Here is a 21032-nt window from a genome sequence, read left to right on the forward strand (position 1 = left end):
TTAAAATTTCAGGTACAATGGTTAAATTTTTTAAAACAATTACATTAACGCTCGCGGCCGTTGCCGCCATGGCGTTTGGAACATCTGCGTTTGCACAAAACGCTAATACGCAAGACAATACGGCTGCCGGCAGAAAGAACGGCGGAAAAAGCATGATGCTTAACATGGAAAAAATCAAAGCACAGAAAATTGCCTTCTTCACCCAGGAGCTTAATCTCACTTCTGATGAAGCTGCCAGATTCTGGCCCGTATACGATAAATGCTGGAAAGAAAAAATGGAGGCAAAGCATGCTACTCATCAAAGTTTAAAAGCTCTTTCACAGGCGGCAAAAGATGCTAGCTCTTCAGACTCCGATGTCAGGAATCTTGCAGAGACTTATCATAAAAATTATGAAAAGGAATTAGAGTTGGTAAGTGATCATTTTGCTGAATATCAGAAAGTTCTTCCTATTAAGAAGGCTGCGCTTGTAACAGCGACGGAGGAAAAGTTCAAGAACAATTTGATTATGCAGTTGCGCGGAAAAGGAGACAAGCGCAAAATGAATCAGCTTCATTTCAATGGGCAAGGACACAATATGGACCTACAGTATAATAACAAGCAAAATAATAAATAGGTTCTTGGTTTAGTATTTAATTGTTCCTTATTGCAATACTCCCGTTCTGGTTTCTATACTCAACGGGAGTTTTTCCTATATTAAGGATACAGAATTTGTTAAACTCCTCCATTGTATTGAACAAAAATTTCTTGGAAATATTTTCAAAAGGAATATCCACAATTTTAAGTTCTCCGCTAATCAGCTCGGCCTTTTTCTTATCCATCCACTTCTGAGGCTCCATTCCAAAAGACTCTTTAAATTTGCGGGTAAATTCATCAAAATCAAGACCATATCTTGTAGCCAATTCTTCCGCAGTCTTAACTTTCAAATAATTTATTCTTACAAATTCCGGCAACTTAATCCTGTTGCCATGCAGCAAAGCAGCAAACAAACTTGCATTCTCCTCCTTTGTATAAAATGCGCGCAAAATTAAAAATGCCTCTTTTTGTTTAATCTCATGGAGATGGATACAGCTAATATTATTGCTTAAGAAAAAATTCACGCTGTCCAGCACGCTCTGCATTGGCGGATAAATTGGCAACGCTCTGGAAAATTCATCTTCCGGAGCAACAGAAGAGAGAACATCATCGATAGAAAACTTATCACACAAATTCAAATGCTCATTATCAAAAGCAAGAAGCACAAAAGAACTATTTTCCAGCACTTTACCGTTGCCATCAGAATTCAGGGGAATTAACACCATCTCTTCTGAATTGAGTTCTCTTACCCCAACTTTTTCAAAATTCAGCTCCAGCTTTCCGCTTGTTAAAAAAACAATATAATTTTCAGTTTTATCCGGAATAGCAAAAATATCTCCCTTCAAAAGCATATGAATACTAAATCCTATTGCCTTGTTGGTCACATAGTTAACGCAAGACAAATGCTCCTGCGCATATAACAATTTCATGGGTTTTGGAGAAATCATATCCATATCAGTAAATAATTTAATTCAGCTAAAAATACATCACAGCGTTAGCAAATATAGTAAATAAGGTACTCAAAATTAAAAATTGATATAGAATTCTTTTGTCAGCTCTTTATACTCTTTTGTAAATATGCTCTTATCCTGGATTGTTAAATCGCAAATATTGCCCGGCATTCTCTCCGCGGAATAAGCAAATTCCATAAGAGCCCTCCTCGGAGGAGTGCCTTTTTCATAAATCACATTGCATCTTCTGGTAAGCTGCAGAAACGGAACTTGCTCTCTTTTAGATAGATGCTCCTCCAAAAATTTTATTTTCCTAATGAAATTTTCAGCTTCATCTATCGGGAGAATAAGTGCAAATTTTCCGCCGATTTTTAAGGAAGCGCACACCCCTTTTATCAAATCAGATTGGGATAAATTATCATTGTGTTTAGCCGATGATTTTTCTGCGGAAGGAGATTTTAAAGAGTCTGTAAAATAAGGAGGGTTGGAAAAAATTAAATCAAATTTAAGTGCGTCCTTAATTGTAATTCCCTGACCTATAATCCCTTTTAGCAGAGATTCAACTTCGCTGTTATTATATCTCACGGAAAATTTTTGGAAATCAATTTCCTCCGCAATAATGTTATCTCTCCATTTAGAATTTTCAAAATTGATTTTAGCCTCAGCGCAACTACTTGCATCACAGTCAATTCCATAAATCAAAAAATTTGAATTTTGACCGGCAGCCGATTTGATTTTTTGCAAACGTTGGGCGGCCATTAAAGCAATTACGCCTGTTCCTGTCCCAACATCCAGCAATCTTTTATCTGATAGGGCCAAAGACATCCAGGCGCCAAGAAGTACTCCGTCCGTATTAACCCGCATTACGGAATCTTTCTGATTTACAGTAAATTCCTTAAATTTAAAATAATCGTTCCCCACCGGATGATTAAGTTTTGTTCAATTAATTGCCCAACAAACTAGCCTCTTGTTGCTCAACAAACTGGCCGTCTTTTATTTCCAAAATTTTATCACTTCTCTCCGCCATGGACATATCATGTGTAACAATAATAATTGTCTGGCCATGAGCATCTCTTAATTTGAAAAACAAATCATGCAGTTCTTGTTTTGTTTTGCTGTCCAAATTTCCGGAAGGCTCATCGGCAAAAATAATATCGGGGTCATTCATAAGCGCCCTTGCTATTGCCACTCTTTGTTGTTCTCCGCCGCTCATCTCAGAAGGTCTGCTATCCTCCTTTCCGGCTAAACCAAGTTCCGCAAGAATTGAAATTGCTTTGCTCTTTATCTCTTTATAACTCATTGCATTACCATTATGCTCAGATTTGAGTATAAGAGCCGGCATCATTACATTTTCCACCGCGGTAAATTCCGGAAGCAAGTGATGAAATTGAAAAACAAATCCAATTTTTTTGTTTCTAAATTCTGCAAGTTCATTAGAAGATAGCGCAAAAACATCCGTGCCGTCAATAAGCACTTGTCCGCTATCGGGAGCCAAAATAGTTCCTAAAATTTGCAGGAGCGTAGTTTTGCCTGCGCCGCTCGCACCCACAATGCTCACAATATTACCCTTATCTGCAGAAAAATTCAGGCCCCTGAGGACCTGAATTTTACCGTAAGATTTGCAAATATTTTTGCACTCAATAATCATCTATTATAATTTTTTCTGTCGCGACAGAAATCTCTGCTGCGGAATTATTCCTCTTTCTCCTCAGCCTCATAAGCCTTAAGAAGCTCATCCTGGACATTTGCAGGAACTTGCTGATACTCAGCAAATCTCATTGTAAATGTTGCACGGCCGGAAGTAAGGGAACTCAACGTTGTAGAGTATCTGTAAAGTTCTGCCAGCGGAATTCTTGCCTTAAGAATTTCAAAGCCGGCCTCGCTGCTCATACCCTCTATCAATGCTCTGCGGTTCTGCAAATCGCTCATCACATCTCCCATGCAATCAGACGGAACGGTAATCTCTATATTATAGATTGGCTCCATAATTTTAGGACCAGCTTTCTTGAACGCCTCTTTAAATGCATTACGTGCTGCAAGCTTGAATGACAACTCGTTTGAATCAACCGGGTGCATCTTGCCGTCATAGATATATACCTTAATATCACGTGCATAGGAACCTGTAAGAGGACCCTCTGTCATCTTCTCCATGACACCCTTTAGAATTGCAGGCATAAAGCGCGCATCAATTGCACCGCCAACAATACAGTTATAATAAACAAGTTTGCCGCCCCACTCAAGAGGATACTCCTCTTTGCCCTTAATGTTCAATGTCATATCCATGCCATCAACTTTGAACTTGTTATTCTCAGGAGCTCCCTCTACATAAGGCTCTATAAGCAAGTGTACTTCTCCAAACTGACCTGCGCCGCCGGATTGCTTTTTATGTCTGTACATTGCATTTGCAACCTTTGTAATAGTCTCTCTATAAGGAATTTTTGGAGCAAGCAATTCTATATCCAGTTTGTCAATGTTATTAATTTTCCACTTAAGAATATTAATATGATGTTCTCCTTGTCCGCTTAATATAATCTGCTTCAATTCCTTAGAGTACTCAACAACAATTGTAGGATCCTCTGCCTGGGCGCGGTTAAGAATCTCTCCAAGTCTTTCATCATCCTTTGGATCTTTGGCCTTGATTGCCGTTCTAAACTTAGGCTCAGGGAATTTTGTAGGAGCAAATACATACTCGCAATTTCCGGCGCATAAAGTTTGTCCCTGTTTAACGCTCTTAAGTTTTACAGTACATCCTATATCTCCTGCGCGCATTTCAGAAATTTTATCTCTCTTTCTTCCTGCGGCTGCATATATAGCAGAAATTCTCTCTTTATCTCCGGACTCGGGATTTACAACATCCATTCCCTCAGTTAGTTTGCCGCTCATCACTTTGAAGTAGGCAACATCTCCAAGGTGTTGTTCAAGAGCTGTTTTATAAACATAAATTGCCGTCTGTCCTGCAGGGTCCGTTTTAACTTTTGAACCATCTTTTAATTCATTTTCAACTCCAAGAGGAGAAGGTGCCGTGTTAATTGTGAACTCCATAATTCTCTTAACACCAATATCTTTCTTGGATGACAAACAAAATACCGGGAAGATTTCTCCCTTTGCCATTCCGGCTTTAAGTCCGCTTCTAACTTCATCCTCAGAAAGAGTTCCTTTGTCAAAGAAAACTTCCATCAGCTTCTCATCATTTTCTGCAGATTTTTCAATCAGCTCCTGTTGTAAAGCCTTTGCTTCATCTATCTGATCTGCAGGAATATCCAGTTCCTCTCTTGTTCCGTTATCATCCTTGAAATGATACATCTTCATCTTAAGAACATCAATGAATGAATCAAAAGAAGGACCCGCATTAACCGGATATTGAACAAGAACTATTTTACCTCCATAAACATTTTTCAAAGACTCAAGAGTCATGTGCCAATCTGCCTTCTCATGATCTAGCTGACTAACGGCAAATGTAAGCGGCTTCTTATGCTTAAGAGCCTGACGTGTAAATATCTCTGTACCAACCTCAACACCTTGAGTAGAATTGACCAGCATAATTCCGCTCTCGCAAACCGTAAACGCTGAATATACTCCGCCAACAAAATCGTCTGACCCCGGAGTGTCAATTATATTGAACTTTGTATCCATGAACTCCGTGTAAAGAAGAGTTGAATAAATGGACCTCTGATTTTCCTGTTCAATCTCAGTATTATCGCTCATTGTATTCTTCCCCTCTATAGTCCCTCTGCGCTCAATTACTTTTCCTTCAAACATCATTGATTCTGCAAAAAGAGTTTTGCCCGCCTTCGGGCCTCCAAGGAGTACAACGTTCCTCACATTACTGGTGTCGTATGTTTTCATATTTTAAAATTTATTTATTGTTTATTCTTTAAAGTTGTACGCCGGAATCTTTATCCGGCATTAAAGACTTCAAATTTAGGAAATAATTCTATCAAACAACTAAACGTCTGCCATTTTTACGGCTGGTCTACATTAAGGAGTTCCTCCAAGGTTGCGGCGCAAGCCCGCTCCTTAAGATACGTTGCCTCATTGTTCATTCTTTTCTTCATGTCCGGCTCTATATCAGACATAGGAAAGATTTTGGCATCCTTCCCCGATTTAATCTTTGAAGCTCCGCAGAAAAGCCAAACTTTCTTTTTAAATTTTAAATTGCTTTTGTCTCTTTCTGTTTTTTTTGCCAAACCTATTACCCCGCCAATAACCTTGCCCTTAAGACTTTGCGCATCTATCATTCCTTCTCCGGAAATTACAATATCGGCCTGTCTGATTTTAGATTCCAATCTCTGAAGTTTGGCAAAATAGTCAAACCCGCTCATTTTCTTTGCTTTAAGAAAACACATAAGAGCAAATCCAACACCTCCTGCAGCACCGGCTCCCTCTTCTTTTGCCATCTTTTTTACAAAAAGAGTTGTTGCCTCTCTATTTTTTTTATCACAACCATCACTTGATTTTTCCGTCGCAACTAAAAAATTTTTCACTCCGTTTTCCAAAGCAACAAGTTCTTTTTTACCCGCCCCCTTCTGAGGACCGTACGCATAAGTAGCTCCGTTTGAACCTGTTAGTGGATTTTTAACATCACAGACAACTGTGATTTCAACACCTCTGAGCAATTTTGCTTTTCCGGAATTGCAGGATGGAGGAATTATTTTTTTTATTCCCGACAGATTCCCGCCTGTAATAAAAGCCTCTGCACCGTCGCGTTTATCCAAAATATTTTTGCCTGCAGAATTCAAATATTTATATCCGAGCGCCTGCAACAAACCGGCACCGCAATCATTGGTAGCGCTGCCGCCTATTCCAACGATAATTTTTTTGGCCCCCGCCTCAGCCGCTTTAAGAATTAATTCACCCATCCCGTAAGTTGTAGTGTGCATAGGATTTCTATCGGCCGGCTTAATCATTGCCAGCCCGGAAACTTGGGCCATCTCTATAAATGCAACTCTCTTGGCGCGGCAAAACATAAAGGAAGTTTTTACCCTCCTGCCCAAAGGTCCAACGGCGGTACAAAAAATTTGTTCCGCCCCCGTTGACACCTTAAATATGTCGGCGCTGCCGTCTCCGCCGTCGGCTATTGCAACAATATTGTAATCCCTATCGGGAATAAAAAAAGGTACATTGTGCCATAAAAAGGCACTTTGAAGCCCTTTTTTAATGGCATCCGCCGCTTCAACGGAGCCAAGACCTCCCTTAAACTTATCTGTCGCGATGATTACGTGCCTAATGTGCAACAATTTTGCACTTTTGGCACAACGCAAATTATTGAGTATCTTTGCGTCATACGGAGTACATGTCTGCATTTTATTATTACATTTGCAGCCCAAATTTAGAATTATTATTAAAAACTCAATACGATTTATGCAGTAATTTTTAATAGTTGCATTTTGTCTTTGGCGGGTTTTTTGTGTGGTTTATAGTAATTTTAATTTGCAAAGATAATTGGGAGGATATATATGAAAAAGTGTTTATTAATTAGCTTAGCGGCGGTAGCAGTTGTTGGTCTATCTGCAACAAGCTGCGTTAAAAACGACACCGTTAAAAATTTTACATCTGATGATGTAGAGCAGTACCTTACTACGACGGAGTGTAGTGTTCCGGCTAAAGCAGGTTATGGTTCCATTGTTACATGCTGCGGCGATACGCTTTCTATTGCAGATGACAGTAAGAATGATACCATTCTGATTCCTAAGAACAGACAGGTTACATCCCAAGTTCTGACAGGGAAAGAGACACCGTCTTCTGCTGCCACAAAGGCTGTTACAGATGGTGAGGGTGTTGTGATTTCCTATTATCCAATGGATGCCACAGGATATTCTTCAATCTTTAAGAGCAACATGAAGCAGTTGTGGACAACGGAAGCATTTGAGGACTCTAAAAATTGTGATTTTGATTACAATGACCTTGTAATTCACACGCTTTACAGAATAAGCAGCAATAAATTAAAGATTGGTATTCACCCAATTGCATACGGCGCAACCAAGTCAATTACACTTGGCTTAACTGTATACAAGAACAATGTTAAAGTATATGATGAGGTAATTTCTACAAACTGCAGACATGATTTGTTTGAAGATTATCCAGGAACCAGCGGCTTTATTAATACCGTTCAATATGATCATCATTATATTGCGTTCCCTAAAATACTTACCATTTGCGATGCCACAAGTTTTTCAAATCTGGATATTGTTTGGTGGGTTAAAACAAATGACAGCAGTGATATAATATATGCTGTTAATGCCAGAACTACTCCTAATGAATTACTTAATTCAGAGGGACTTCCTTACGGCGTTGTTTGCACTTACATGGATCAGGGATATAATGATGGCGTTGCAAAAGGTCTTGTTGGATATAACTGGTTTTTCTATCCAAAAGAGACAGTCAGCGTTTGGAATTACTTCCAGGTTAAGAACGGAGTATTCAACTACAAAGATGGTATAACAGGTCCGCTGGTTAATGACTTCATTCTAAGGACAGGCAACAGCGCAACAGATGGTGCCGCTACAGGTTTGTACACATTCCCGGGCAATCGTAATATTTAATCTGTCGGGATATAAAATAAATACATAAAATTTAAACACTTGTCTGAAATTTTTAGGCAAGTGTTTTTTTTATTACTTTTGAAACTCCCAAAGTGAAAATCAGAAATTATTTTTGGGTAAAAAACTTACTGTTTAAAAGATTAAAATAATTCAATAAACAATTAATATGAAAAAATTTAAATTTCTAATTGTCCTAACCCTTATCTTCTCTTTTGCTGCAGTGCAGGTGAAAGCAGACGAGGGAATGTGGCTTCTTCAGTACTTGGAGAAAATGAACATCAAGGTTATGAGAGGGCAGGGCTGCAAACTTACAGCTCAGCAGATTTATGACATCAATCACTCTTCATTAAAGGATGCCATTATGATTTTTGGCGGCGGATGTACCGCAGAAGTTGTCTCCGACAAAGGCCTTGTTCTTACCAACCACCATTGCGGGTATTCAAGTATCCAAAAATTAAGCGCCGTTGGAAAAGACTATCTAAGAGATGGTTACTGGGCAATGAATTCTTCAGAAGAATTAGTTCTGCCGGATTTAACCGTTACATTCATTGATAAATTTGTAGACGCTACGCCAGATATGCTTGCCGCTGAGGCAAAAACAAAAGGAATGGACCCAAAGGCAAAGGCTGTTTATATGAAAAAGGTCACCGACAGTTTGAAAAATGCTGCGATTGGAGGAGATAAGACTTTGACTGCTATGGTTCAAACATTTAACCAAGGCAATAATTACTACGTTATTACAAGCAGAACTTTTAAGGATGTCCGCTTTGTAGGCGCACCTCCTAGTTCAATTGGAAAGTTTGGCGGCGAGACAGACAATTGGGAGTGGCCAAGACATACGGGAGATTTCTCCGTCTTCAGAATTTATGCAGACAAGAACAACAACCCTGCATCTTATTCAAAAGACAATGTCCCTTACAATCCTAAGAAGTATCTAACTATCTCAATGAAAGGGTATAAGCCAAATGATTTTGCAATGATTATCGGCTTCCCGGGGAGAACTCAGAGATATATGACAAGCACGGAAGTTGCTGAAATGCAGAACATAAGCAATGCAGCAGAGGCATATTGCCGTACTATTAAAGAGGGTATCTGGCAGAAAGCCATGAGAGCAGATGAGCACACTAATATCCAGTATGCCAGCAAGTTTGCTTACTCATCCAACTTCCGCAAAAAAGCCATTGCCATGAATGACGCTTTTAAATCCTTGGACGTCATTGCAAGAAGAGCAGAGGCGGAGAAAGAATTTATGAAATGGGTTGAACAATCACCCGAGAGAAAAGCTAAATACGGAGATTGCCTGGAGAAGATTAACAGCGTTGTAAAAGAGCGTGCAAACGCTTTCTCTGCATTTGAATATTTTATTGAAACATTGAATGATATAGAGATTATTCAGCCTATTTCCCAATTAGCATTCGGAAGAATCAGCGATAAGAATTTCAAAGAGGAGACTGCAGATTTTTATAAAGATTACTCTCCCGCTCTAGATAAAGAGACAACAAAAGCTCTTATTAAAATCTATCGCGATAAAGTCACAAATCCTAAATATATCCCCTCTTTCTATAAAGAGATTGATTCAGCTTACAATGGCAGCATAGATAAATATGTTGACAATATGTTTGAGAAATCATATTTCACATCTCAGGAGAAAGCTCTTGAGGCAATGAAAGATACCGCATTTACAATGAAGGATGATCCTGCTTTCAAAATGTATGTGTCTGTAATTGCAGCAGTGCGTCCGGCTTATGAAGAATATAATAAGGACCAGGAAAAATTCCAGGAAGGAAAGAAAGCCTATATGGAGGGACAAATTGAGATGGCGGCAGAGAAGGGCAAATTCTTGTATCCGGATGCAAACTTCACAATGAGACTTACTTACGGCAAAGTTGAAGGATATGAAGTTAACGGCAAGAAGTTTAATTACTATACAACTTTGGACGGTGTAATGGCAAAGGAAAATCCTAATGATCCTGAGTTTGTTGTTCCTGCAAAACTTAAAGAATTGTGGAAGGCAAAGGATTACGGCAAGTATGCTCTTAAGAACGGAGAGATGCCGGTTTGCTTCCTGACAAACAATGATATCACAGGCGGAAATTCCGGCTCTGATGTTTTGAATGCAAAGGGAGAATTGATTGGTCTTGCATTTGACGGCAACTATGAATCCATGAGCGGTGACGTTATATTTGAGCCTAATGTTCAGAGATGTATATGCGTTGATATCCGTTATGTATTGTTTGTGATGGATAAGTTTGGCGGCGCAGGTTACCTGCTGAATGAGATGAAGTTTAATTAATCGCAAAGCATGAAATTTGAAGAGATAGAAAAAGTTTTAGGAACAGTGCTCCATCCCGCTTATGAGAAAAGCGTGATGGAGCTTTCTCTAGTGCAAAATTTAAAATTTGAACCCACTCCAGGCGGCGGTGAAAATGACGGAACAATTAAATTCCGCCTGGTTTTTCACAGACCGGACCCTCTTAGCGGGAGCTTGAAAGAGGCTTGTGTTAAGGCACTTACAAATGCCTTCCCCGGCGTCAAGGTTGATATACTGGAACTGATTGACCAGAAGAAAGCGACTGAGAATAAGAAAATGGATGACCTTGGGAAAGAGGAGTTGAAGGATGTCGGTAAAATCATTGCAATTGCCTCCGGAAAAGGCGGCGTTGGTAAATCTACCGTTGCAGTGAATCTTGCAGTTGCGCTTGCAAAACAGGGTTATTCCGTGGGACTTATAGATGCGGATGTTTATGGCCCGTCTATTCCAAAGATGACCGGAACAGAGGGACAGCAGCCAGGACTTATAAAAGTTAAGACCGCTGAATATTCAGAAGACCCTGCTAATGAGCATTATATGGAGACCAAAGATTTAATGGTCCCGATAGAAAAGTTTGGGGTTAAGTGGATTTCCATCGGTTATTTTGCATCTCCGGAGCAAGCTCTTATTTGGAGAGGCCCGATGGCAAGCAGCGCGCTTAAGCAACTTGTTTATCAAGTTGAATGGGGCAAGCTGGACTATCTTTTAATTGACCTTCCTCCGGGAACCGGAGATATTCATATCAGCATGGTACAAGAAGTTAAACTTACTGGGGCGATTATTGTTACCACTCCGCAAAACGTAGCTCTTGCAGATGTTGAGAAAGGCATAAATATGTTTAACAATAAAGGTGTGAACACCAAAGTGTTAGGCATTGTAGAAAATATGTCCTGGTTCACTCCTGCGGAACTTCCAAATAACAAATACTACATCTTTGGAAAAGACGGCGGCGCAAAAATGGCGGAAAAATACAACGTTCCATTGCTTGCCCAAATCCCTATAGTCCAAAGCATTATGGAGAGTGGTGATGCCGGCCGGCCATCCGCCCTTGGAGAAGGCATTGTAGCCCAGGTCTTTGAAGAACTTGCCGGAAAAATTTAACACGCCCCGGAAAAATCTTTAAAAAAAAGGGTCTCAAAAAAGGGGCAAAAAAAGGTCTCGAAAAAGGAAGGCATTTTTACTCTTAAAAATTTTGGAGTAATGATAAGACAAGCAACATGCTTGTCTTTTTTTTGCCTTTCCAGGCCCTTCTGAGCCACATTTTGCAAAAGCCTGTAAATCAATCCGTTTTGCAAAGTTGTGGCACAACAGTCACCTTATTTTATTTAACCTTTGTTAAAATAACATCTGTCGGGACGGAAAAACCTTTTGGTTTGGCGGCTTCTCTTGCGGCATCTGCTGCCTTCTCTTTTTCTGAGCGCTCATCAAAATATGCAGGGACTTTGTTGTCCGGATCATCCGGATATATAATGTATGCTTCCGGATAAGGCACTCTGTCTCCCAACTGCCATCTCAAATGTGTGTTAGCCCCCGACATGACATCCGGTGTGATTTTCAGATTGTTGGTATACTTGTCATATAGTCTGTCCCAAAACATAAAATCACAATTTTGTAAAGGAGACCCCATAATGCTTGCAGCCTTTATTACTATCTCTCCATAAGAAGTCATTTTGTTAATGTCAACCATCTTATCTAAGTAATTAATAGATTTGCCGCCATGAACATAGGAGTACTCACCAACTATGTTTGGGAGAACTTTTGTTGGTTCTGTGGTTATCATCTGTTCTATTACTTGCGGCAAGTACTTTAATTCAACAATAAAAATCTCGCCCGTAGATTTGTTCTCATACTTCCATGTACCTTCATAGGCCGCCTTAATTGCTTCATTGGTGTAATTGACCTGTGATTCGGATTTGCCGCGTACATTTTTCTGACATACAGCGCTTTGCAATGATATGCAAATAAGCAGTGTTAAGATTATCATCCTCTTCATAACGGCAACATGTTTTTTATCCCGACAGTTTATTTTAAGGATCATGTCCAACGTTTCTGGAACTATCGTGAATCAAATTTAATGAAACTTTCTTTTTACTGGAACAACCTTCTCTACAGACACATCCGGAGGCTATTTTAAAAACCGCGCCAGAGGTGCCTGGATTTGGGTTTTAGCAATATGTTGATTTACAAAATATTATACGGTCTAGTCTTTCAATTTGTGATTTCTTTGGTAGGCTAATACACATATTATCAGCTAATTAACAAAAACCCAAATCTAGGCCCCTCTGAGCGACATTTTGCAAGCCACTGTAAATCAAACCGTTTTGCATAGTTGTGGCACAACTATCACTCGCATGCGCCTTTAAAATCACTTCCGTTGCACTTTGGTTAAAATAACATCTGTCGGGATAGAAAAACCGGGGGCTATTGGCATAGGTTCATCATATAGCTCTCCCTCTTGGTCGCGCAATTTCCAATGAAGTCTATAATTATTCTCTTCATCCACAGTCAATGTAGGATAACCTGTCCCTGCGCGAAGATGAACTACATCATAAAAATTTAATATGGGTCTGTTGGTTCTACCTTGATAAACATATAGTTCCGCCATTGGCCTACGTATATCAATTTCCTTAAGCAGCCCCGTGAAAACCAATGTGTCAAAATTTTTTCTGTTGTCATATACAACGGTATCATTCCTCAAATAATAAACAGAGCCCTTGAAATCGCAAGTAAAACGATGTTCAATACCAGGGTTGTTGTTAATTACTGCCTCTGTGCATTTTAGATTAATAATGAAAACCTCTCTTGTAGTGTCATTTTCATATTTCCATTCCCCAGCCCATACGGAGATTATCTCATCTATAGTCATATTAGCCAAATCCTTGATTTTCTGAGCGTACATATTTGTCTCTGCGCTACAAAAAATCAAAAGAACTAAGAAAATTCTATGTGCAAGATTTTTCATATGTTTATATTTAATAAGAGTTGAGATAACAATCCATTTCAAAACCTTACACGCGTATCTAATGTACCTTGGTCATTACCACATGCCGTGGAACCTCGTAGACCTCCTTGGAAAATTTGCTAAAATCATAATAATCTACTCCCCACTCTACTGACCAGCGCATAGTTGATTTACTTTGATCTACCGAAATCAATTCTACTGAGCAACTGTCAGCATCATAAAAACGCATTAATAGAAAATTATATGGATACATCTGCAAATCTTTTCCATACGGCCCTTGGAATGGCCATACGGTAAATGGAAATTGCTTAAAGAAACTGGCGTCTTTTTCTGTGTCATAAATTCTCCCTATTTCATATTTAGCGTCAATTAACTTGCCCATGGTACTTATAACTGTTTTCCGTTCCGTTCATAAGTATATGCACCACAATACATTGGAATAGATTTGTGGTTTGAATCATAAACAAAAACTTTTTTCATAACAACCGTAAAGACTTCTTTTGTAGTATCATTGGAATATCTCCATGTACCTTCGTATGCTGCTATAGCCTCCTCTTTTGTTAAACTGCTAAATTTATTGGTTTGAGAATAAATAAATATTGGAGCAGCAAAAATTAACGCTAATGTTGTACACAGGTATTTTCTCATGATAATGAATAAATGACTCTTTAAAGTTATGAAAACTTTCTTTTTTCTGGAACAACCTTCTCTACAGACACATCCGGAGGCTATTTTGAAAACCGCGCCAGAGGTGCCTGGATTTGGGTTTTAGCAATATGTTGATTTACAAAATATTACACGGCATAGTCTTTCAATTTGTGATTTCTTTGGTAGGTTAATGCACACATTATCAGCTAATTAACAAAAACCCAAATCTAGGCCCCTCTGAGCGACATTTTGCAAGCCACTGTAAATCAAATAGTTTTGCAAAGTTGTGCCACAACCTTTCCCTATCTGACGGCCTTTGCAAGCTTTACAAAATCCTCTACGCCAAGCTGTTCGGGACGGGAATCTAGCAGGCAGGTGGATTCTAGCCGTTGAAGAATTGAATCCGGGGATGCGCCAGCAACGGAATTTTGGTCAGTGGAGTTCAAATCTGCGGCGCTTGGAGCAATGGAAGTCGGTAGTGTATTTAAAAGCGGTTTTATGGAATTGCGAATGGTTTTTCTGCGCTGGTTGAAGCAGGTTTTGATGATGGCTTTGAAAAGCTCTTCATCACAGCCGAGGGATGTTCTTTCATTTCTGATTAAACGGATTACCGCAGACTGAACTTTTGGACGCGGCATAAAAACCGTATTGTCCACAGTAAACAGATACTCAATATTATACCAAGCCTGCAGCAAAACGGAAAGAATCCCGTAAGATTTATTTCCGGGCCCGGAAGCCAGCCGCTCCGCCACCTCTTTTTGCAACATGCACACAACCTGCGGCACAGAATCTCTGTACTCTAAAATCTTAAAGAAAATCTGTGAGGAAATGTTGTACGGGAAATTGCCGATAATGAAAAACTGCCCTTGAAAAATGTCATGAGGATCTATCGTGAGAAAGTCCCTTTTCTGCAGAGTATAAAGCAGTTGCGGAAATTTAGATTTCAGGAATGCAATTGACTCATCATCTATCTCTGCAACTTCCAGTTTTATTTTTTTATTCTCCAGCAAATACTTTGTCAGCACTCCGGTACCGGGTCCAATCTCTAGAACATTAACCTGTTCCTTGTACGGCTCCCCCTTCTCATAGGCAATCTCATCCTCTTTTGTATAGGGGATAAGCAAAGCGTCCACTATATCCATCGCGATGGACTCATCTTTCAGAAAGTGCTGGCCCAGAGCTTTTTTGGCCCATACGCCTCCGCTTGGTCTGGAAGGTTTTCCGCGGCCGTACTTTTTTTTGCCGCCTTCCGCGCTGCCTTCTTCTCTGATACTCTTGTTGTTATATCTGCTCATCCTCATTTAGTTGATTATTACAAAGGTATATAATTTTTAGTACCTTTGAGGGCTCAAAAATAGAGGATAAAAGTTTAACATTTTAATATATGTACAGAACACACACATGCGGAGAATTGCGCCTTGCAGATGCCGGAAAACAGGTTACTCTTGCCGGCTGGGTGCAGAGAATCAGAAAGATGGGAAGCCTGAATTTTGTAGACTTGAGAGACAGATACGGAATCACACAATTGGTTACGGACGATAACGGACCAAAAGAAGTTACAGATATACTGAATCAGCTTGGAAGAGAGTACGTGCTTCAGGCAGAGGGTGTTGTAGCGGAGAGACAAAGTAAAAATTCTAAAATCCCGACAGGTGACATTGAAATTAAGCTGAGCAAACTTACAATTCTTAACCCTGCCGTTACGCCTCCATTCACAATTGAGGACCAGACAGATGGCGGAGAGGATTTAAGAGCAAAATACAGATATCTGGATTTGCGCCGCAACCCTCTTAAGAACGCTTTGATGTTAAGACATACAATGGCTCTTGAGGCCCGCAAATATTTGGACAGCAATAACTTCATGGAGATTGAAACTCCGTGTCTTATCAAGTCCACTCCGGAAGGAGCAAGAGATTTTGTGGTTCCATCCAGAATGAACCCGGGGCAATTTTACGCTCTGCCTCAGAGTCCGCAGCAGTTTAAACAATTGTTGATGGTTGCAGGTTATGACCGTTACTTTCAAATTGTAAGATGCTTTAGGGATGAGGACTTACGCGCGGATCGTCAGCCGGAATTTACACAGATAGATTGCGAGATGTCCTTTGTAGAGAGAGAAGATGTACTGCAAATGTTTGAAGGTCTGGTAAAGCATTTGTTTAAGACAGTGCTTCATAAAGATTTTACTAAGCCGTTCTTGAGAATGCCTTATGATGAGGCACTTGCACATTACGGTTCAGATAAGCCCGATATGCGTTTTGAGATGCTTATCCATGAGATTACAAAAAATGTTCAAGGCAAAGGCTTCTCTGTTTTTGACAGTGCAAAATATGTTGGAGCAATTGCAGTTCCGGGTTGCGCGGAATATAGCCGCAAACAGCTTGATGAATTAACAGAGTGGGTTAAGCGTCCGCAGGTTGGAGCAAAAGGATTGATTTACATAAAGTTAAACGCAGACGGAAGCATCAAATCTTCAGTTGATAAATTTTACTCCGCTGAAGAATTAAAGAAAATAGCGGAAGTTGTTGAGGCTAAAGAGAATGATTTGATTCTTGTAATGTGCGGAGAAAACATAAGACACAAGTTGCACTTGGTACTACCAGAATTGAGATGGGCAACCGTCTTGGACTAAGAGACAACAGCATTTATAAACCGTTGTGGGTCTATGACTTCCCGTTGCTGGAATGGGATGATGAAACTCAAAGATTTTATGCAATGCACCACCCTTTCACCGCTCCAAAACCGGAAGATTTGGATAAATACTATTCAAATGACAAAGAGGGTTTGGCTGAGGTAAAAGCAAATTCTTATGACTTTGTTCTTAACGGAACAGAAGTTGGCGGCGGTTCCATAAGAATTCACGACTCTAAAGTTCAGCACAGAATGTTTGAAATTCTGGGCTTTACAAAGGAGCAGGCGGAATACAGATTTGGATTCTTGATGAATGCGTTTAAGTTTGGAGCACCTCCTCACGGAGGTCTTGCATTTGGCTTTGACCGTTTCTGCGCTTTGTTTGGCGGACAGGATACAATCAGAGATTACATTGCATTCCCTAAGAATAATATGGGCAGAGATGTAATGGCAGACGCACCTTCATATATAGATGATATTCAGATGAAAGAGCTGTGCATCACATCAACCGCACCAAAACAGGAAGAGAAATAGTTGAAAATAATATCTGTCGCGACAGATATAAAAAATAAAAAATTATGGGTTTAGAGCAACAAATACAGGACGGAATCAAGGCTGCTATGATAGCCAAGGATAAGGTTAAGTTAGAGGCTCTTAGAGCTGTGAAGTCTGAAATTCTGCTGGCTAAAACAGCAGCGGGCGGTGCGGCAAAAGAGCTTGCAGATTCTGATGTGGTTAAGTTGATTCAGAAACTTGTAAAGCAGCACAATGAGAGCGCAGAACTTTATAAGCAGAACAATCGCCAAGACTTGGCAGACAATGAGTTAGCAGAGGCAAAGCACATGGAGTGTTTTCTACCAAAGCAGCTTTCCGCAGAAGAACTTGAGGCAGAACTTAAGAAAATTATTGCAGCTGTTGGAGCAACTAAAATTTCCGATTTGGGAAAAGTTATGGGAACTGCAACAAAGCAACTTGCCGGAAAAGCTGAGGGGAGCGCAATTGTACAAGCTGTAAAGAAACTGCTTTCTCAACTTTAATTAGCTGAAATTCAATTTAAAGCAGCAGCGCATAAACGTCTGCTGCTTTTTTTAAATCTGCTGCATTTTCCAATGGCAAATCTTAAACCTTTTTTTAACGCCGGTGTGATAGAGGCGGGATGTGATGAGGCGGGACGCGGATGTCTTGCCGGTCCTGTTTATGCGGCAGCCGTAATTTTGCCAAAAGATTTTTATCATCCGCTGCTAAATGATTCCAAGCAGCTTACAAAAAAACAGAGAGATGAGCTGCGTCCCATTATTATGAAAGAGGCTGTAGCTTATGGCATTGCAAGCGTTTCTCCAAAAGAGATAGACAAAATAAATATCCTTAACGCCTCCATAAAGGCTATGCATAAAGCGCTGCAAAAACTTAAACCTCAGCCTGTATCAATAATTGTAGATGGCAATAAATTCAAGCCATACAAAAAAATTCAGCACAAGTGCATTGTTAAGGGAGATGCCACATACGCCTCAATAGCAGCCGCTTCCATTCTTGCAAAAACCAGCAGAGATGCTTACATGTTAAAAATTGCAAAAGAATTTCCGCAATACGGCTGGGATAAAAACATGGCCTATCCCACAAAAGAGCACAGGGCCGCAATAGAAAAATATGGCGTAACCAAGTATCACAGAATGACTTACCAGTTACTGCCTGAATTAAAATTATTTTAAAATCAAATAAAATCAATGTCCAAACTCCGCAGCTATATACTTCCAATTGCTATTATTCTTGGATTAATCTTCCATAGCTTTTGCGGAAAATATGCATACCTGGCGCCCTACTGTGTCTTCACAATTTTAATACTCAATTTTGTCGCGATAGATTTGCGTAAACTTCACATTTCCAGGCTAAACTATATTATTATGTTCTTTCAGATTATAGTCAGCCTGGCAGCATATTTTGCTGTTCATTACCTATTTGGAAATGAAGTTATAGCGCAAGCAGTTTTGATTGGCGTGCTTTGTCCCGTCGCCGCTTCCATTGTGGTAATCTCCACCATGTTGGGTGCTGACAGAGAAACAGTTACAGCATATACAATTGTCGGGAATATAATGGTTGCAATTGTAGCCCCAATATATTTTTCATTCATCGGCCAACAGCAAGATATGCCTTTTTGGACCTCTTTTCTTTTGGTATTCAGGAAGATAGGACCTATCATCGGCCTGCCGTTTTTTATCGCTCTGCTTATTCAGGTTACTCTTCCAAAAGCGGGAAGTTATCTCAGCAGATTTAAAGATTATACATTTTATCTGTGGGCAATAGCTTTGTTTCTTGCTTTAGGTCAGACAATTAACTACGTCTTTAACCACGGCCGTGGAAACGGAAAAGTTATTCTTGCTTTAGGAATTATCTCTGCATTTGTTTGCTTTTTCCACTACGGCATAGGAAAGTTAATTGGCAAAAAATACGGAGATTCAATGGCCGGAGGCCAGATGCTTGGGCAAAAGAACACCGCCGTAGGAATGTGGATGTCAAGCACTTACCTACTTCCGATGGCTGCCGTATTCCTGGCATTTTATTCCATCTGGCAAAATCTTTTCAACAGCTGGCAGTTGTGGATGCACGATAAAAAGTAATCTCTATTACACCTACATGTAAAGTCTTGTTATGTCTTGCTCTGCAGCCATGAGGTTTTAGGCACTATTGCCGTTAAAAAACCGTAGGCGCAAGCAAGAGCATAACAAGACTTTGCGTGCGATGAGATTATCAAAAAAAGTTCTGTAGGCGGAACTGTGAATCAGATAGTTACAATTTGGCCGATCTTATAGATTCGGCCAAACTGTAAATCGTTGATACACAATGACGACAGCAACACTTATAAGATAAAGTCAGCGGTAGCAATACGAGAATTGCATGTTCGCTCTGCTCACATGCAGAGCAATGCGCCACAAAGCAGCGCATTGCCTTATGGTTAACGCGGCTACCGCCGCGGAATGCACGCTCCCTACGGTCGCGGGCCTAACGGCCTGGGGACATTCGGTCGCGGGCCTAACGGCCTGGGGACATTCGGTCGCGGGCCTGCGGCCCTGAGAACATGTTATTACTTATTTAGAATTGATAGCATCAACAGGATTGAGATTGGCGGCAGCGCTGGCAGGCAGCAAACCGCTGATAATACCTATGATTGAAGCTATTAGCACACCGGCAAGGACGTTGCCCATGGTCAGGGTTACTTCATATTCCGGAGGGATTGGAGCTACCAGCAAGATGATGGCAACCAACAATATTCCCACGATTGCACCGGCAATAGCTAGCAAAACGGCCTCTGTAAGGAACTGTGTAAGAATAATATATTTCTTTGCGCCCAGCGCCTTTTGAATGCCTATTATATTAGTTCGCTCTTTGACTGAAACAAACATAATGTTTGCAATTCCAAATCCTCCAATCAAAAGAGAGAACATCGCAATTATCCAACCTACCCTGTTAATGGCTTTGAAAATAGTTTTTACCATATCAAGAAGAGAGGTCATTTTCATTGTAGAGAAATTATATTTATCGCTTGGACGTAATCTGCGGTGCTGGCGCATCAGCATCTTAAGTTCTCCCGTAAATTCATCAGCATCAACACCTTGTTTTGGTATTGCGATTATGTCAAGAGCATCCGAATCGTCAAAATCCACCATTACTTTGCCGAATTTAAAAGGAATAAAAACTGCTTTGTCTGTGGCCATCACGTTAAGTATGCCATTCCCCTGCTTCTCAAAAACACCAATGATAATTGCAGAATTACCGTTGATTTTAATACTCTTCCCTATCGGGTTTTCATCTTTATAAAGTTCTTGTGCAACTTCATATCCAATAATCGCGACAGTTTTTCCCTCTTCGGCTTCCGCCTCAGTAAAGAATCGCCCGCTTTGCAAATCTACGTTAACAACTTTTCTGAAATTACCGGTAGGACAAATAACATGGGCATTATCAATTGAATTTCTTCCGTTCTTTAAAAGAGCTGTAAATCCGGCATTTAGGACAATCGCATCTGCTTTTTGGGAATTATCTCTCAAGAATTTGTAATCCTCATAAGTAATAGGAGGACGTCTCATGTACTCCCACCATTTGAACTCTCCGGTAGTATTCATTACGGAATTACCCTCATCATCCTCCGCGCCCATGCCGGGCCACTTTGAAATTTGCACCGCATTGCTTCCCAAACTTTCAAACCCCTTCCTTACATTTTTCTGCAACGCATCTATCGCAGTAAAAACAGCTACAATGCAGAAGATGCCAATGCTAACTCCCAGCAATGACAGAAAAGTGCGGAATTTATTCCCCTTCAGCTCATTATAAGCAAACACCACTCCCTCCTTGAGCATCTTCAGCACCATTCTGACTCTCTTTACAAATCTCCACTCCGCCATAATAAATCCTCTTAGTATTTCTA

18 protein-coding genes and 1 pseudogene are annotated in these 21032 nt (G+C 40.2%); 8 read left to right on the plus strand and 11 right to left on the minus strand.

Going from position 1 to position 21032, the window contains the following annotated elements; genetic code table 11:
• Positions 1-17 precede the first annotated feature (17 nt).
• A complete protein-coding gene (locus tag LKM37_02680) occupies positions 18-614 on the plus strand; it encodes a hypothetical protein (protein ID MCI1719919.1) in 597 nt (198 codons plus the stop codon).
• Between the two features lie 16 nt (positions 615-630).
• On the opposite strand, the gene LKM37_02685 is transcribed toward LKM37_02680, so the two are convergent.
• From LKM37_02685 to LKM37_02705, 5 genes are all read right to left on the minus strand, one after another.
• The gene (locus LKM37_02685; GenBank protein MCI1719920.1) at positions 631-1527 is read right to left on the minus strand and encodes a hypothetical protein; all 897 of its coding nucleotides are present in this window, start codon (positions 1525-1527) and stop codon (positions 631-633) included.
• Between the two features lie 72 nt (positions 1528-1599).
• Positions 1600-2445, minus strand: a complete 846-nt coding sequence (locus LKM37_02690) for a methyltransferase domain-containing protein (GenBank protein ID MCI1719921.1) — start codon at positions 2443-2445, stop codon at positions 1600-1602.
• 22 nt (positions 2446-2467) lie between these two features.
• Entirely contained in the window at positions 2468-3169 is a 702-nt protein-coding gene (locus LKM37_02695; GenBank protein ID MCI1719922.1) for an ABC transporter ATP-binding protein, read from the minus strand.
• Between the two features lie 47 nt (positions 3170-3216).
• Positions 3217-5370 carry an elongation factor G gene (locus tag LKM37_02700; GenBank protein ID MCI1719923.1) on the minus strand — a complete coding sequence of 718 codons (2154 nt, stop codon included), beginning with the start codon at positions 5368-5370 and terminating at the stop codon, positions 3217-3219.
• A 116-nt stretch (positions 5371-5486) separates the two neighbouring features.
• The gene (locus LKM37_02705; GenBank protein ID MCI1719924.1) at positions 5487-6827 is read right to left on the minus strand and encodes a glycerate kinase; all 1341 of its coding nucleotides are present in this window, start codon (positions 6825-6827) and stop codon (positions 5487-5489) included.
• 153 nt (positions 6828-6980) lie between these two features.
• On the opposite strand from LKM37_02705, the gene LKM37_02710 reads away from it, so the two are divergent.
• From LKM37_02710 to LKM37_02720, 3 genes are all read left to right on the plus strand, one after another.
• Complete coding sequence (locus LKM37_02710; GenBank protein MCI1719925.1) at positions 6981-8066, plus strand: hypothetical protein; 1086 nt, start codon at positions 6981-6983, stop codon at positions 8064-8066.
• A gap of 166 nt (positions 8067-8232) precedes the next feature.
• Complete coding sequence (locus tag LKM37_02715) at positions 8233-10359, plus strand: S46 family peptidase (protein ID MCI1719926.1); 2127 nt, start codon at positions 8233-8235, stop codon at positions 10357-10359.
• 294 nt (positions 10360-10653) lie between these two features.
• Positions 10654-11478, plus strand: coding sequence for an Mrp/NBP35 family ATP-binding protein (locus tag LKM37_02720; protein ID MCI1719927.1), 825 nt, complete (start codon positions 10654-10656; stop codon positions 11476-11478).
• 220 nt (positions 11479-11698) lie between these two features.
• Here LKM37_02720 and LKM37_02725 read toward each other — a convergent pair whose 3' ends face one another.
• The 5 genes from LKM37_02725 to rsmA form a co-directional block, all read right to left on the minus strand.
• A complete protein-coding gene (locus tag LKM37_02725) occupies positions 11699-12415 on the minus strand; it encodes a hypothetical protein (protein MCI1719928.1) in 717 nt (238 codons plus the stop codon).
• A 327-nt stretch (positions 12416-12742) separates the two neighbouring features.
• Complete coding sequence (locus LKM37_02730; protein MCI1719929.1) at positions 12743-13339, minus strand: hypothetical protein; 597 nt, start codon at positions 13337-13339, stop codon at positions 12743-12745.
• Positions 13340-13397: 58 nt separating this feature from the next.
• Positions 13398-13721 (minus strand): hypothetical protein, encoded by a 324-nt coding sequence (locus tag LKM37_02735; protein ID MCI1719930.1) that lies wholly within the window; start codon positions 13719-13721, stop codon positions 13398-13400.
• A 5-nt stretch (positions 13722-13726) separates the two neighbouring features.
• A complete protein-coding gene (locus LKM37_02740; GenBank protein MCI1719931.1) occupies positions 13727-13987 on the minus strand; it encodes a hypothetical protein in 261 nt (86 codons plus the stop codon).
• A gap of 302 nt (positions 13988-14289) precedes the next feature.
• Positions 14290-15282, minus strand: coding sequence for a 16S rRNA (adenine(1518)-N(6)/adenine(1519)-N(6))-dimethyltransferase RsmA (rsmA, locus tag LKM37_02745; GenBank protein ID MCI1719932.1), 993 nt, complete (start codon positions 15280-15282; stop codon positions 14290-14292).
• A gap of 89 nt (positions 15283-15371) precedes the next feature.
• Between rsmA and aspS the strand changes: the two are divergent.
• From aspS to LKM37_02765, 4 genes and pseudogenes are all read left to right on the plus strand, one after another.
• Positions 15372-17149, plus strand: a pseudogene (aspS, locus tag LKM37_02750) (aspartate--tRNA ligase).
• 44 nt (positions 17150-17193) lie between these two features.
• A complete protein-coding gene (locus LKM37_02755; GenBank protein ID MCI1719933.1) occupies positions 17194-17652 on the plus strand; it encodes a GatB/YqeY domain-containing protein in 459 nt (152 codons plus the stop codon).
• A gap of 72 nt (positions 17653-17724) precedes the next feature.
• Positions 17725-18324, plus strand: coding sequence for a ribonuclease HII (locus LKM37_02760; GenBank protein MCI1719934.1), 600 nt, complete (start codon positions 17725-17727; stop codon positions 18322-18324).
• Between the two features lie 15 nt (positions 18325-18339).
• The gene (locus tag LKM37_02765; GenBank protein ID MCI1719935.1) at positions 18340-19230 is read left to right on the plus strand and encodes a hypothetical protein; all 891 of its coding nucleotides are present in this window, start codon (positions 18340-18342) and stop codon (positions 19228-19230) included.
• Between the two features lie 468 nt (positions 19231-19698).
• On the opposite strand, the gene LKM37_02770 is transcribed toward LKM37_02765, so the two are convergent.
• Positions 19699-21009: an ABC transporter permease gene (locus LKM37_02770; protein MCI1719936.1), complete on the minus strand. Its 1311-nt coding sequence runs from the start codon at positions 21007-21009 to the stop codon at positions 19699-19701.
• Positions 21010-21032: the final 23 nt, after the last annotated feature.

The sequence above is a fragment of the Bacteroidales bacterium genome (genome assembly GCA_022647615.1).
Lineage (GTDB): Bacteria > Bacteroidota > Bacteroidia > Bacteroidales > UBA932 > Egerieousia.